Below are 14,015 nucleotides of genomic sequence, written 5' to 3'. Positions count from 1 at the left end.
TTATGGATACTCTGTCGCCACCTATCGCAACCACACCTTGCGTAAAACGGTGCTCAGAAACGTTCTTCACAAACGACGACGTAGATGCCGACGGCGGTCTTGCGCTCCTTGTAGGCGGCGATCGCGGCCTTTCGGTCGATGCTCATGGGCTTGGGTCTCGCGGGGGAGGGTGTCGCGCGGGGTCATACAGAGCGCCGGGCGGCCGGTCAATATTACCCGGGTAAAAAATTAGGACTGTTGCAGGATCAGGCTGAGCTCGAGCTCACGGAAGGCGAGATAATTCCTCCGGATCCACTGATGCAGCTCGGTCGACGAATCCTTCTCCTGGCGCAGATAGCCGGTGAAGGAGAAGGTCAGCCGGTCGATATAGGTCTTCAGGAAGCCCGGCAGCGCTGGCAGGCGGAACAGCCTGCCGCCGGCCATGGCGGGCGGCAGCTCGCCGCGCACGACGTATTCATTGTCCACGACGATCAGGTTGATCCGCGGGATCTGTGCGCGCAGCATCTCGTATGCGCGGCCGGAGACGCGGTCGGTGTCGGCGACGAACAGGATCATCGGCGCCACGTGGCGCCGTGCGGCTTCCTTCAACAGGCCGATCTCGTCGGTCATCTTGAAGAACTCGTCGAAGGCGTGGAAGCCGAGGTCGATCACCTTGGCGAGGCCGTCATCGACGATGACGCGGTCCATGAGCTGCATCTTGCCGTAGGTATCGATGACGTCGGCCGTCTCGGTGACCTTCGGCAGATAGTCGAGCAGCGACGGCTCCTTCAGATTGACGTCGAAGGATGCGACATCACCGTTCTTGAGCAGCAGGAATTCGGTCAGCAAGCGCGCAAGCAGCGTCTTGCCGACCTGTGGTCGGGGAGAGCAGATGATGTAGACGGGCGTGGCGGCCATTAGCAGCTATATCAGGCGGGTCCGGCGCCCAATCCAGCCGCATCCGCGGCTTGCCCGCAACTATTTTTCGCTGCTGCGGGCGGCGGGCTTGGAGCCGACGATGTCGGTCAGCCGGATGCGGTCAAACTCGCTCCAGACGTTCGCCAGCCAGTGCCGGACATAGCCGCGCAGCACGAACGAATAGTTCGCGGCCTCGTCGTGGATGCCTTTGTTGGCGACGAATTTCAGGAACGGAACGGACGAGACCTCGACCTGCTCATAGGCCATTTCGTTGAGCTTGGGGATGGTCAGCTCGGTCGCGTCCTTGATGCGGTGGAAGTAGGAGTTGTAGGTCGCCTGGTCCCACTGGAAGAACTGGGTGTCGTTGATGAAGTTCTTCACCAGGAAATATTTCGCGCCGGTCATGAAACCCGCCGTCTCGGCGATCTCCTCCAGCGATGCGATCGAGGGCCCCAGGATATGGAACACCGCGAAGGTGATCTGGCCGGCCTTGGCGGCGTCGAGGAAGCCGATGTCGCGCAGCGAAGCCAGCGCCGGCGAGAGCAGGCCGGCGCGGACGTCGATCACGGTCACCGACGGGCTCACCGCATTGAGCGTGTCGAAGATCTTCATCTGGTCGGCCGTCGTCGTCATATCGACGATCTCGGTGATGTCGGGATGGAAGCGCTTCAGGGTTCCGCGCGGGGATTCCGTGTCGAACGCGCGGGTCGGCACGTTGTTGGCGGAAAAATAATCGAGCAAGGTACGCGAAACCGTGGTCTTGCCGACCCCGCCCTTGTCCGCGCCCACCACAACCACTGCCGGCTTTGCCATTGCTGTCCCCTAACGCGCGCCCGCCGATCGCTGGTTGCGATCGGCCGGGTCGCAAATCGATGTCCCGAGTCTGCTGTTGGGCGCGAACATGGCAGAAACAAGGGAGAATTCAATTCCTCGCGGCCTCGTTGCGGCAATTCCCGAGGTTTTTCCCAATCGCAACGGGATCGCTCCGCGTCCGGCCTCGCGACGTGGCAAATTATGCGTTCAATGACGACCCCAGGGCCCCATCGGATTGTCGGCGGGGGTTCCGGATCGGCTGGGTGCCGTGCCCTGCGTGGCATCGGCCGGCGTGCCGGAATCGTTCCACGGGCCGCTGGGCAGCGCCGGCGGGGTATCCTGGCGTTCCGTCGGCGTGTCTGATTCCTCGAACTCCTCCGACGGCGGCGGCAGCGGGCCCGGATCATGGCCACCGGCAAAATTGACCAGCGCCTTGACCCGCGAGTCCACGGAAGGGTGGGTCGCGAACAAATCGGCGAAGCCCTCGCGGGGATTGTCGACGCAGAGCTCCATCACGGCAGAGGTCGCGCCCGGCAGCTCGCCGCGGCCGTCGATCTTGCGCAGTGCCGAGATCATCGCGTCGGGATTCTTGGTGAGCTCGACCGAGCCGGCATCGGCGAGGAATTCGCGCGAACGCGACAGCGCGAGCTTCACCACCTGCGACACCAGCCAGGCCACCACGATCAGCACGACCGCGATGATGATGACCACCACCGCGCCGCCGCCGGAGCTCTTGCTGTCGCTGGAGGAGGACGATCGCGACGAGGAGGACGAACCCGACGACCACGAGCCGCCGGAGCCGGAGCTCCAGTTGAAGCTGGTGAACAGGCGGAAGAACAACTCGCCGAAGAAGCCGACCACGCCGGCGATGATCACGGCGACCACCATCAGCTGTACGTCGCCGTTCCTGATGTGGGTCAGCTCGTGGCCCAGCACCGCCTCGATCTCCTGGTCGTTCAGCGCTTTCATCAGACCCGTGGTGACGGTGATCGCATATTGCCGCGGGTTGAGGCCGGTCGCGAACGCGTTCAGCGCCGGGCTCTCCATGATCTTCAGCTTCGGCATGGTGATGCCGCGCGAGATGCAGAGATTTTCGAGGAGATTGTAGAGCCGCGGCTCTTCCTGCCTTGTCACGTCGCGGCCGCCGGTGACGGCGTCGATCATCGACTGGTGGAAGAAATAGGCGATCACGATCCAGGCGATCGCCGCGGCGGTCGCGAAGGGCGATGCCTTGATCAGGTCGGAGAAGGCGCGGGTCAGGTAGTAGGCGACGGGCTGATTGCCGTTGATGACGACTTCGGCGATCAGCGCGCCGGCGTAGACCAGCACGTAGACCAGCAGGAACAGCCCCGCGAGCAGCACCATCGAACGAAACTTGTTCGAGGCGATATGCGTGTAGAGACCATACGCGGCCATGGCGCGCTGTCCTGCCGGTCTATCGTTTCAGATCAGAACTTGACCTGCGGCGCCGCCTCGACCTCGGTGCGGCTTGCGCCGAGATCGAAGAACTCCTTGCGGGTGAAGCCGAACATGCCGGCGAACAAGGCGGCGGGCATCTGCTGGATGCCGGTGTTGTATTCCTGGACCGCGTTGTTGAAGAAACGGCGGCTCGCCGCGATCTTGTTTTCGAGGTCGGAGAGCTCGCTCGCGAGCTGCTGGAAATTGGCGTTGGCCTTGAGATCCGGATAGGCCTCCGATAGCGCGATCAGCCGGCCGAGCGCGCCGGAGAGCTGGTTCTCGGCCGCGGACACCTGCGCCGGCCCCTGCGCCGACATCGCCGAATTGCGCGCCTTGATGACGTCGTCGAGCGTGCCGCGCTCATGCGCGGCATAGCCCTTCACGGTCTCGACAAGGTTCGGGATCAGGTCATGCCGCTGCTTGAGCTGCACATCGATATCGGCAAAGGCCTGGCCGACGCGCTGGCTCAGCGCCACCAGGCGGTTATAGGCGCCGAAGGCGAACAGCACGAGGACGACGATGACGCCGAGAACGATCCAGCCGGTCGACATGGAGAACTCCTGAAGGGGGAAGAAGGCGGATAGCGTAGACTAAAATGACGCCGGGCGGCAGGCCGGCTCGAGAAGGCAGGCAAAAGGCAAGTAAGGCTTGGTCGGGCGCGGGCCCATTCCAGTTCAAGGGAAAAGCACCGATCGAAGTTAACTTTCGGCCATGACGGCATGGCCCCAGCGCCAGCGACGGGCACCCGCATAGGCCGCCTTGTCCCGGCGCGGCACCTTCGCAAGCTCGACGCCCTCTTCGGTGCAGAGTTTTGCCGTGATCTCGGCCTTGCCGATATCAGGCTCTGCCAGCACGCGCGAAAAGCGCGCGGGGACAGGCGCGCGGGTCAGCGCCACATAGATGAACTTCTCGTCCTCGAAGGGGACCTCGGCGCCCTTGAGTTGCCGGTGCGCCTGCGAGCGCGGCAGGCGCTGGGCGAAATGGCACCAGTCGGGCGCTGTGAGCGGGCAGGGTTTGTCGTGCGGGCAGGGCGCCGCGACATGCGCGCCCGATGCGATCAGCTGCTGGCGTAGCGCAAGGATGCGCGCATAGCCGGCCGGTGTGCCGGGCTCGATCACGACGAGAGCGTGCCGGGCTTTCGCCCACATGGCCTCGCCGAGCGCGCGTTGGTCGTGCTCACTGAGCTCACCGATCACGTAGCTCGCGACGACGAGATCGGCGGGCGCCGCTTCTGCGAGGTTCGTGCCCGCGTCGCCCGGCAAATAGCGGCAGTCGGCCAGTCGCCTGCTGTCCTGCGCAAGCTCGAGCGCCAGGCTGCTCAATGTGCGGTTCGCGTCGAGCAGGGTGAAGGATTGCAACGAAGCAAAGGCTTCCGCGGCCGCCCAGCTCGCGGTGCCCGGACCTGCGCCGACATCGAGCAGGCTTTCCGGGGCAAGCTCCGGCGCGATCTCGGTTAGCGCATTGAGGCTCGCGGCCACGGCGGCATAGGTCGCGGGCATGCGCGCGAGTGCATAGGCCAGAGCATCGGCGTCCGACTTGATCGTGCCGGAGCCGCCGCCTGCGCGATAGGTGTTCGAGATGCGCCCGGCCCGCTGCGCGGCATCGGTGCGGGAAAAGCCTATGAGCTTGGCATCAAGTGCGGCTTTGAGCTCGGCGGGGAGCGTCGGTGAAATCATCTTCCATCGTCATGCCCCGCGCGGGCGGGGCATCCAGTATTCCGAGACAGTGACAGTTAACCGAGAAGCCGCGGCGTACTGGATCATCCGCCTTGGCGGATGATGACGTCAATGCTTATGGTGCGAGATTCCGGGTTCTCGCCACCGGGGCCGCGCTTTGCGCGGACCCGGTGGCGAGCCCCGGAATGACGCAGAAATCGTCACGCCACGTTCTGGTCGAGAATGTCCACGGCCTCGGCCAGGCTCACCGACACGAGCTGCGAGACGCCGCGCTCGGCCATGGTGACGCCGAACAGCCGGTTCATCCGCGCCATGGTGATCGGATTGTGCGTAATGATGATGAAGCGCGTGTCGGTCGAGCTGGTCATCTCGTGCAGGAGGTTGCAGTACCGTTCGACGTTGTGGTCGTCGAGCGGCGCGTCGACTTCGTCCAGCACGCAGATCGGCGATGGATTGGTGAGGAACACCGCAAAGATCAGCGCCATCGCGGTCAGCGCCTGCTCGCCGCCCGAGAGCAGCGAGAGCGTCTGCGGCTTCTTGCCCGGGGGCTTTGCGATGATCTCGAGGCCGGCCTCGAGCGGGTCGTCGCTTTCGATCAGGTGCAGTGCTGCTTCGCCGCCGCCGAACAGCTCGACGAAAAGGCGCTTGAAGTGGTTGTTGACGACCTCGAACGAGGTCAACAGCCGCTCGCGGGCCTCCTTGTTGAGGCTCTGGATGCCCTGGCGCAGCCGCTTGATGGCTTCGACGAGGTCGTCGCGCTCGGTGGTCAGGCTGGTGTGCTGAGTCTCGACCTCCTTGAGCTCTTCCTCGGCGCGCAGGTTCACAGCGCCGAGACGCTCGCGGTCGCGGCGCATCTTTTCGAGGTCCTCCTCGATTTCGTGCAGCGACGGCAGCTCGGCGCCGGGCTCGATCTCGGCAAGGCCGGCAACGGCCTGCGGCTCGACCTCCAGCATGTCGCGGATTTCGCGCTCGATGTCTTCCAGCCGGCGCCGCGCGCCTTCCATGCGCTCCTCGGCACGCGCTGTCGCCTCGCGGGCGCTCGACAAGGCTTCGAGCGTCAGCTTTGCGACGCGATCGGTCTCGGCCATCGCCGTTTCGGCTTCGGCGAGCGCGTCGGCGGCAACGCGGCGATCATTCTCGGCGTACTCGATCTCGTTGATCAGCGCGCTGCGCTTCTCGGCGAACACCGCGGGCGCGTTCTCGAGATCGCTGCGCTCGATCGAGACCTCGGTAATGCGGGCCTGGATGGTGTCGATGTGGGAGGCTGCGCTCTCCTTGCGGTTCTGCCATTCGGTGCGCTCGGCGAGGATCGCCTGCACGCGGCGGTCGGCAAGCTCAGCCTCGCGCGCCAGCGCCTGCGCCTCGGCGCGGACCTGGGCGGCCATGCGGCGATGGCCCTCGATGTCGCTGCGCACGGCGGCGAGCCGGACTTCGGTGTCTTCGCTCGACGGCAGCTCGGAGATCGCGGCGGCCGCATATTCATGCGCGGCCTCGGCCTCGGCGCGGTCGGCGGCGAGGCGGCTGTGCGCTTCCGACAGCGCCGACTTGCGCGCAGCGCGACGGTTGATCTCGCGCTCCGCGGTGGCGTGGCGCTCGCGCGCGGCGTTGAGCTCGCGCTGCGCGGCGCGCCAGGCCTCGCGGGTGGCGCCTTCGGTGCTGGCGGCCATCTTCAATTCGGAATCGGCATTCTCCAGCGCCTGGCGCTTGATCTGCGCGTCGATGCGGGCCTGCTCGAGCTCGTTCTCGATGTCGACGAGGCGGGCGCGCTCGGCGAGCCGCCGCGCGGCGCCGGTCGGCGCGTGAGCCGCCGCGACAAAACCGTCCCAGCGCCAGACGTCGCCTTCCGGCGAGACCAGCCGCTGGCCGGTCTTGAGTTTCGAGACGAGCTCGGCGCCGCGCTCGCGCGGCACCACGCCGATCTGGGCGAGACGACGCGCCAGCTCGATCGGCGCCTGCACGTGGCTCGAGAGCGGCACGACGCCCTCGGGCAAGGCCGGATCGCCTTCGGTGACACCGGCATTGGTCCAGCGCATCGGCGCGGAGGGATCGACGGGGGCATCGAGGTCGTCGCCGAGTGCGGCGCCGATCGCCTTTTCAAAGCCCTTGTCGACGGTGATGCCATCGATGATCGGTGGCCACAGATTCTTGGTCTCGCCGTTGACGATCTTGGAGATCGTGCGCGCCTCGGTTTCCAGGCGCTGCACGCGCTTGTCGGCCTCGTTCAGCGGCGAGCGCGAGGATTCCAGCGTCTGTCGCGCGGCCACATGCGCGGCTTCGCTGTCCTGCGCTGCGGCCTCCGAGGCCGCCAGAGTCTGCTCGGCGTTCTCGACCGCAGCGGTCAACTCGTCGAGATCACCGAAGCCGCCGGTCTCCTCGGCAAGCTTCTGCTCCTCCGCCGCGACGTTCGCGATCTCCTGGTCGAGCCGGGCGAGCTTGTCACGGTGGGTGCGGACGTTGGCTTCGAGTTGATTCCGCTTGGCGGTGAGGTCGGCGAGCGCCGTGGTCAGCTCGGAGAACTGCTGCTCGGCTTCAGTCAGCGTCGCCTCGGCCTCGGACACGCGCTCATCGACGCCGGAGCGCTTCTCGACGCGCGACTTGATCTCTTCCTTCAGCTCCAGATCCTCGGCGTCGAGCCGCTGAAGCGCGACGTCGGCGTCCATGGTCTGCTGCTGCGCGCGGGCGATGTCGCCCTCGAACTGGGTCAGCCGGCGCTCGAGCTCGGTAACGCGCTCCTTGGCGCGCTCTTCCTCGCGATCGAGCAGCTCGCGTGCATTGGTCAGCCGTTGCAGGCCTGCCGCAGCGCGCGCTTCCGCATCGCGCAGCGCCGGCATCCCGGCGGCGCGGATCGCCTGGATGCGAGCGGCTTCGGCCTGATGCTGGGTGCGCTCGGCCATCTCGCGCACGGCGAGATCATGGGTGTGGCCGGAATCATTGACCTCGGCATGCGCGCCGATCCAGCGCAGATGGAACAGCGTCGCCTCGGCCTTGCGGACCTTGGCCGCGACCTCGCGATAGCGAACGGCCTGGCGGGCCTGCTTCTTCAAGCCTTCCATCTGCCCTGCGAGCTGGCCGATCACGTCCTCGACGCGGGTGAGGTTGGTTTCGGCCGCCTTCAGCCGCAGCTCGGCCTCATGGCGGCGGGCGTGCAGGCCGGCGACGCCGGCGGCATCTTCGAGCACGCGGCGGCGCTGCTCGGGCTTGGCCTGGATGATCTCGCCGATCTTGCCCTGGTGGACGAGGGCGGGCGAGCGCGCGCCGGTGGCGGCATCGGCGAACAGGATCTGCACGTCACGGGCGCGCACGTCGCGGCCGTTGATGCGATAGACCGAGCCGGCCTCGCGCTCGATGCGGCGGGAGATTTCGAGAAGCTGGCTGTCGTTCATCGCCGCCGGCGCGGTGCGATCGGCATTGTCGATCGTCATCGTCACTTCGGCGTGGTTGCGCGCGGGACGATTGCCGGAGCCGGCGAAGATTACCGCGTCCATGTCGGCGGCGCGCAGCGATTTGTGCGAGGTCTCGCCCATCGCCCAGCGCAGCGCTTCGACCAGGTTCGACTTGCCGCAGCCGTTCGGTCCGACGACGCCGGTGAGGCCCGCTTCGATCACGAAGTCGGTGGGCTCAACGAAGGACTTGAAGCCATGAAGGCGCAGGCGAGTGATCTTCATAAAACACGCTTCTCTGTTGGCAGGACGCGAATCTCCCTGCCGTGACAATACCATAGAAGGCAAATGTCGGTGTCTGGGCTACCGCTTCGAGCGGCTTATGCACAAGCGACAATGGCTGTGCCGGTGCTCAAGGGCAACCGGCCAGCAACGCTTTTCCCAAGGCTTTTGAGGCGCGAATCAGGATCAAGCGTGAAGATCAGCTCTTCAACAGCGGATTGATCTTCTTCGCGAATTCCTCGAACGAGGCCTCGCCCTTGATCTTCTCGCCGTTGATGAAGAACGTCGGCGTCGAATCGACCTTCAGGACCTCGCTCGCATATTTCTGGTCGGCGGCGATCTTGTCGAGCAGCGCCTGGTCCTTCAGGCAGGCCTCGACCTGGCTCTGCGAGAGGCCCGCCTGCTTGCCGATCCGGGCAAGCGTCTCCGTGGTGTTCTTCGTCACCCAGTCGGCCTGCGAGCGGAACAGCATGTCGGTGACGGCAAAATATTTCGGCGCATCACCATTGGCGATGCAGCGCGCCAGCATCGCGCCGGCGGCGGCTTTGATGTCGAGCGGGAACTCGCGGAAGATGTAGCGTACCTTGCCGGTGTCGATGAATTCCTTCTTGATCTTCGGGAACACCTGCTCGTTGAAGGCCGCGCAATGCGGGCAGGTCATCGAGGCGAACTCGGTGATGGTGACGGCGGCGTTGTCCGGGCCGAGCGCCATGTCGGGCAGCGACACCGGCTTGGCGACATCGGAGGCGCTCTGCGCCATGGCCTCGGTGATAAGCCGCAGCGGCGACAACCCGGCAGCCACGGCAAGTCCGGTCAGCGAAAGCATCGTGGTGAAGACGCGGCGGGTGATCATCAAAGGTCCAACTCCCGAAATTGGCGTGGGCACGCCCAAAGTTCCCCGATTGAGCGGCCTGTCGCTAGCTTGAAACCGCAATGGAGGCAATGGCGGGCCGCAATATCCGCTCCAGATTAGCGACGGAATGAGGCTCAATTTCGCTTGATTGCGGCACCCAGCCGGGCCAGCGCGTCCCGCAATTGTTCATCGTCGATATTGCCGAGGGTCTCGGCCACCTTTGCCACCGCCGCGGCGTCGGGCGGGCGGGGTCGCGCCGGGCGGCCGCGGCTGGATAGGGGGGCCTGGCGGAAGGCGAGCTTGCCGACCGCATTCCAGCCGAAGAAGCGGTTGACCCGCTCCAGGATGACGTCGGCCGAGTGCTGGATCTCCAGCGCCATCGGCCCCTCGACCCGCAGCACCAGTGTCGCCGGCTCCTGCGGCTGGCCCTCCACCGGCCGCGGCCATTGCATCTTCAGCGGCTCCGAATGCGCGGCGATCTCGGAGCCGGCAATCTCGCCCCACCGCGTCACCAGTTCGCGCGCGGCAAAGCCCTGCTTGGCATAGGCCTCGGCGAAGACGTCGTTGAGCAGGATCGACAGCGGCTTTGCACTGATGGGGCCGGGCTTGGACATGGCTTCCTTATATCATCCGGCGACGCTGACCAGAAGCTATCCGGCGCCATGCCGGGCATAGCCGTCCAAGGGACGGTGTCGCTTCCGCTCGCCTATGCCCGGCCATCCACGTTGTGCCGTGAAGAAAGGCGTGGATGCCGGCGACAGGCGCGGGCATGACGTGGAGAGTTCGGTGCGACGTCGATACAGTGTCTGCATGAGCCCCAAACCCGCCCTGAGGGCGAAATCGCAACCAGTTCGGCCGGAAGTCTCCGCGCGCCCATTGGCGCTGCTGCAGTGGTACGACCGCCATCGCCGCCGCCTGCCATGGCGCGCGGCGGCGGGCGAGACGCCCGATCCGTACCGCGTCTGGCTGTCGGAGATCATGCTCCAGCAGACCACGGTCAAGGCGGTCGGGCCCTATTTCGAAAAATTCCTCGCGCGCTGGCCTGACGTCACCGCGCTCGGCCGCGCCTCGCAGGACGACGTGCTGCGGATGTGGGCGGGGCTCGGCTACTATTCGCGGGCGCGCAATCTGCATGCCTGCGCGGTCGCGGTGGCGCGCGACCATGGCGGCGTGTTTCCCGATAGCGAAGAAGGTTTGCGGTCTCTGCCGGGCATTGGGCCCTACACCGCGGCGGCGATCGCCGCGATCGCGTTCGATCGGCGCACCATGCCGGTTGACGGCAATATCGAGCGGGTGGTGTCGCGTCTGTACGCCGTCGAGGAGGAATTGCCGCAGGCAAAACCGCTGATCCAGCAATTGGCGGCGACCCTGCTCGCCGAGACCCGTGCTGGCGACGAGAAGTCTCGCGCCGGCGACAGCGCGCAGGCGCTGATGGATCTGGGCTCCTCAATCTGCACGCCGAAGAAGCCGGCGTGTTCGCTCTGCCCGTTGAACGAGGATTGCGTCGCGCGGGCGCAAGGCACGCAGGAGACGTTTCCGCGCAAGGCGCCGAAGAAGAGCGGTACGCTGCGGAGAGGAGCGGCCTTCGTCGTCGTCCGTGGCGATGAGCTGCTGGTCCGCTCGCGGGCCGAAAAGGGTCTGCTCGGCGGCATGACCGAGGTGCCGGGCTCGGATTGGCTCGCCGGCCAGGACGACAAGGCCGCGCGCGCGCAGGCGCCTGAGATCAAGGGCCTCACGCGCTGGCAGCGCAAGCTGGGCGTGGTCACCCACGTGTTCACGCATTTTCCGCTGGAGCTCGTTGTCTACACCGCCGAGGTCGACGGCCGCAGCCGTGCGCCAGGGGGCATGCGGTGGGTTCCGATCGCAACCCTTGCTGACGAAGCGCTGCCCAACCTCATGCGCAAGGTGATCGCGCACGGGCTTGATCTCTAGCTTCTCGCGCACTCCTGACAGGATGCTGGCAGCAGCGCTGCGCTATCGGAACCGAAACGGAGGTTCCCGATGGTCAAGACTGCGCTCGACGATTTCAACATGCCACCCTGTGCCAAGCTCCTGGGCTGGCGCCTTTTGGACGCCCGGCCCGAGGAGGGCTGGATCCAGCTTGGCTTCGAGGGCAAGCCGGAATTCTGCAACCCGGCCGGTTTCATCCAGGGGGGCATGCTGTCCGCGATGCTCGACGATACGATGGGTCCGGCCGTGCTCGTGATGAGCGAGGGCAGGCTCTATACGACGACCGTCAGCATGACCGTGAACTTTCTCGCGCCGGCCAAGCCCGGGCCGATCGTGGCTGAGGCCAGGGTCACCCAGCTCGGCAAGACGATCGCATTCGTCGAAGGGAAGCTGGTGGCCGAAGACGGCACGCTGCTTGCGACCGCCACCGCCAGCGAGCGCCTGCTCGATGCGGCGAAAGTGGTTCGCTGATACAGGCGCGGTGGACCTGCTTCACGTTCCCAGCCTGGAACAGGGTCTACCCGCGCGTGCAATGAGAGGATTTGCTCGCGGATTCCTTGCGCGCACAATGAGCATGCCGATCGTTGCCGACCCCAACAGCGCGAGCATTTCGATGCGCGCATATTGTCGCAGCGGCAAAAGAGAGAGGCGGATACAGCCAATCTGCAGGCGAATCGCGATGTTCGATACATCGTCGACCTGGTTGCGGCAAAGTGGCCACTTCATATTCTTTGCGGAAGCTTTGATTGTAGGTTGCCCGTGGCCGATAGAAAATTAACAAAGGTTAAACGGGATAATTTTGAAAGCCGTCCTTTACTTAAGGCCTTGAGGTGAGCCATGTCGCTTGCGCTTATTGAGACCGGCCATTGCAACGTCGATCTCAAGCCGTCCCCGATAGAGCCATCATGGATCATTGAAGGAAACCCGCAGGCGCGTTCGCACCTGCTGTCGACCAGCGCGTGCGGCACTGCCACGACCCTGATCTGGTCCTGCACCGAAGGCAAGTTCAACTGGTACTACGATCTCGACGAGACGATCATGATCCTTGAAGGATCGATGGTGATCGAGAGCGATGGCATGCCGCCGAAACGCTATGGTGTCGGCGACGTCGTCTTTTTCCGCGAGGGCGCGCACGCCAAATGGCACATCGAAAAGTATGTGAAAAAGGTCGCCTTCCTGCGCCAGACCAATCCGGCTGGGCTCGGTTACGCCATTCGCGCCATCAATAAGCTGAAGCGGATGTCGTCGGTGTTGGGTGGTCGTCGCTCCGGGTAACTCGCGCCGTCAACGGCGGCGCCCCAAGGCGCGATGAGATTGAGCAACGAGCGGCTGGGCTCTACTTCTCCCTTTGGGAGAGGCGCTCCCCGGGTCGCATCGATTTAATCAAAAATCATGATGCTTCAGGTGCTCTCGTGCCTCGCGTCGGCGTGCCGCGGCACGAGCGGCGGCTTGGCGTTGAGGGCCTCGACCTGGAAGCCGGCGACGCGCTTGTAGTTCGCGGCGATGTCTTCCAGTTCCTTCTGCGACAGCACGTCCGTGACGACGTCGTAGCCATCAGGCGCGCGCTCCTCGACAAGCTGCATCACCTGCTCCGGGCCGTTCTTGCGGTTGAGCAGCACAAGATCGGTCGTCGCCGGCCGGCGCTCGGCCTCATAGGCCGACAGCGCTGCATTCGTCAGCCCATGCGCCAGAATCTCACGGGTGATGACGCGGGCATCGAGGATCGCCTGCGAGGCGCCGTTCGAGCCGATCGGATACATCGGATGCGCGGCGTCGCCCATCAGCGTGACGCGGCCAAACGTCCATTGCGAAACGGGATCGCGGTCGACCAGCGGATATTCGTAGGCGTGCGGGCAGTTCCGGATCAGGCCGGGCACGTCGAGCCAGTCGAACTGCCAGCTCTCGAACCACGGCAAGAACTCCTCCAGCCGCGCGGTGCGGTTATAGTCCTCGCGCCGCCACTGATAGGTCGGCGGCATATGCCGCTCGGCAACCCAGTTGATCTGGTGGTTGCCGGACGAGTCCGGCGCCTTGGTGATGGGATAGCAGACGAATTTCAGGATCTCGTGCCCGGCCATGATCATGGTGCGGCCGGTGAGGAAGGCTTTGGCCGGCGTCACGCCGCGCCAGAGGATGCGGCCGTTCCAGATCGGCGGCCCCTCCTGCGGGTAGAGCTTTTCGCGCACGGCGGAATGGATGCCGTCGGCCGCGATCAGGAGCGGGCCCTCGTAGGCTCCGGCGGGCTTGCCGGTCGCCTTGTCGATGAACTCAGCACGCACGCCGTCTGCCGTCTCATGCCAGCCGGTGAGATGATGACTGGTCAGAATGTTCTCGCGGCCGAGCCGCTCGACCGCGGTGTCGAGCAGGAGCTGCTGGAGAATGCCGCGATGGATCGAGAATTGCGGCCATTTGTAGCCGGCCTCCAGCCCGCGCGGCTCGCTCCAGATCGGCTTGCCGTGCTTGGAGAAATAGGCGAGCTCGCGGGTGCGCACGCCGCTCGCATCGAGCTTCTCCATCAAGCCGAGCTCGATCAATTCGCGCACCGCATGCGGCAGTACGTTGATGCCGACGCCGAGCGGTTTCAGCTCGGCGACGCTCTCGAACACTCTTGCGGGCACACCGATCTGGTGCAGGCTGAGCGCGAGCGTCAACCCGCCGATGCCGCCGCCGGCGATGAGTACCGTCATGTCAAATCCCCCGTTGCGG

At 65.3% G+C, this 14,015-nt stretch carries 12 protein-coding genes and 1 pseudogene; 3 read left to right on the top strand and 10 right to left on the bottom strand.

What is annotated here, in order from left to right:
* Positions 1 to 68 precede the first annotated feature (68 nt).
* The 9 genes and pseudogenes from Q2941_RS21450 to Q2941_RS21410 form a co-directional block, all read right to left on the bottom strand.
* Positions 69 to 146, bottom strand: a pseudogene (locus Q2941_RS21450) (GIY-YIG nuclease family protein); the annotation flags it as partial.
* Between the two features lie 82 nt (positions 147 to 228).
* Positions 229 to 897 (bottom strand): hypothetical protein, encoded by a 669-nt coding sequence (locus Q2941_RS21445; RefSeq protein ID WP_027524252.1) that lies wholly within the window; start codon positions 895 to 897, stop codon positions 229 to 231.
* 60 nt (positions 898 to 957) lie between these two features.
* On the bottom strand, positions 958 to 1,710 hold the full coding sequence (locus Q2941_RS21440) for a P-loop NTPase family protein (protein ID WP_027524253.1): 753 nt from the start codon (positions 1,708 to 1,710) through the stop codon (positions 958 to 960).
* A 207-nt stretch (positions 1,711 to 1,917) separates the two neighbouring features.
* Positions 1,918 to 3,126 (bottom strand): M48 family metallopeptidase, encoded by a 1,209-nt coding sequence (locus Q2941_RS21435; protein WP_458193649.1) that lies wholly within the window; start codon positions 3,124 to 3,126, stop codon positions 1,918 to 1,920.
* A 32-nt stretch (positions 3,127 to 3,158) separates the two neighbouring features.
* The gene (locus Q2941_RS21430; protein ID WP_027524255.1) at positions 3,159 to 3,719 is read right to left on the bottom strand and encodes a LemA family protein; all 561 of its coding nucleotides are present in this window, start codon (positions 3,717 to 3,719) and stop codon (positions 3,159 to 3,161) included.
* Positions 3,720 to 3,866: 147 nt separating this feature from the next.
* Entirely contained in the window at positions 3,867 to 4,844 is a 978-nt protein-coding gene (locus tag Q2941_RS21425; RefSeq protein ID WP_027524256.1) for a small ribosomal subunit Rsm22 family protein, read from the bottom strand.
* Between the two features lie 200 nt (positions 4,845 to 5,044).
* A complete protein-coding gene (locus Q2941_RS21420) occupies positions 5,045 to 8,509 on the bottom strand; it encodes a chromosome segregation SMC family protein (protein WP_458193648.1) in 3,465 nt (1,154 codons plus the stop codon).
* A 196-nt stretch (positions 8,510 to 8,705) separates the two neighbouring features.
* Entirely contained in the window at positions 8,706 to 9,362 is a 657-nt protein-coding gene (locus tag Q2941_RS21415) for a DsbA family protein (protein WP_027524258.1), read from the bottom strand.
* A gap of 131 nt (positions 9,363 to 9,493) precedes the next feature.
* Positions 9,494 to 9,973, bottom strand: a complete 480-nt coding sequence (locus tag Q2941_RS21410) for a DUF721 domain-containing protein (protein WP_027524259.1) — start codon at positions 9,971 to 9,973, stop codon at positions 9,494 to 9,496.
* Positions 9,974 to 10,169: 196 nt separating this feature from the next.
* On the opposite strand from Q2941_RS21410, the gene mutY reads away from it, so the two are divergent.
* From mutY to Q2941_RS21395, 3 genes are all read left to right on the top strand, one after another.
* Entirely contained in the window at positions 10,170 to 11,291 is a 1,122-nt protein-coding gene (mutY, locus tag Q2941_RS21405; protein ID WP_458193647.1) for an A/G-specific adenine glycosylase, read from the top strand.
* Between the two features lie 69 nt (positions 11,292 to 11,360).
* Positions 11,361 to 11,780 (top strand): PaaI family thioesterase, encoded by a 420-nt coding sequence (locus tag Q2941_RS21400; RefSeq protein ID WP_027524261.1) that lies wholly within the window; start codon positions 11,361 to 11,363, stop codon positions 11,778 to 11,780.
* A 366-nt stretch (positions 11,781 to 12,146) separates the two neighbouring features.
* The gene (locus tag Q2941_RS21395) at positions 12,147 to 12,584 is read left to right on the top strand and encodes a cupin domain-containing protein (protein WP_027524262.1); all 438 of its coding nucleotides are present in this window, start codon (positions 12,147 to 12,149) and stop codon (positions 12,582 to 12,584) included.
* A gap of 125 nt (positions 12,585 to 12,709) precedes the next feature.
* Here Q2941_RS21395 and Q2941_RS21390 read toward each other — a convergent pair whose 3' ends face one another.
* A complete protein-coding gene (locus tag Q2941_RS21390; protein WP_458193646.1) occupies positions 12,710 to 13,996 on the bottom strand; it encodes a flavin-dependent oxidoreductase in 1,287 nt (428 codons plus the stop codon).
* Between the last annotated feature and the right edge of the window lie 19 nt (positions 13,997 to 14,015).

It is taken from the genome of Bradyrhizobium sp. UFLA05-153 (assembly GCF_054185185.1).
This window is presented reverse-complemented; position numbering and strand designations above follow the sequence as displayed.

Coding starts and splice junctions, on each gene's coding strand:
- Q2941_RS21445 (WP_027524252.1), bottom strand. CDS start 897: ATGGCCGCCACGCCCGTCTACATCATCTGCTCTCCCCGACCACAGGTC.
- Q2941_RS21440 (WP_027524253.1), bottom strand. CDS start 1,710: ATGGCAAAGCCGGCAGTGGTTGTGGTGGGCGCGGACAAGGGCGGGGTC.
- Q2941_RS21435 (WP_458193649.1), bottom strand. CDS start 3,126: ATGGCCGCGTATGGTCTCTACACGCATATCGCCTCGAACAAGTTTCGT.
- Q2941_RS21430 (WP_027524255.1), bottom strand. CDS start 3,719: ATGTCGACCGGCTGGATCGTTCTCGGCGTCATCGTCGTCCTCGTGCTG.
- Q2941_RS21425 (WP_027524256.1), bottom strand. CDS start 4,844: ATGATTTCACCGACGCTCCCCGCCGAGCTCAAAGCCGCACTTGATGCC.
- Q2941_RS21420 (WP_458193648.1), bottom strand. CDS start 8,509: ATGAAGATCACTCGCCTGCGCCTTCATGGCTTCAAGTCCTTCGTTGAG.
- Q2941_RS21410 (WP_027524259.1), bottom strand. CDS start 9,973: ATGTCCAAGCCCGGCCCCATCAGTGCAAAGCCGCTGTCGATCCTGCTC.
- mutY (WP_458193647.1), top strand. CDS start 10,170: ATGAGCCCCAAACCCGCCCTGAGGGCGAAATCGCAACCAGTTCGGCCG.
- Q2941_RS21400 (WP_027524261.1), top strand. CDS start 11,361: ATGGTCAAGACTGCGCTCGACGATTTCAACATGCCACCCTGTGCCAAG.
- Q2941_RS21395 (WP_027524262.1), top strand. CDS start 12,147: ATGTCGCTTGCGCTTATTGAGACCGGCCATTGCAACGTCGATCTCAAG.
- Q2941_RS21390 (WP_458193646.1), bottom strand. CDS start 13,996: ATGACGGTACTCATCGCCGGCGGCGGCATCGGCGGGTTGACGCTCGCG.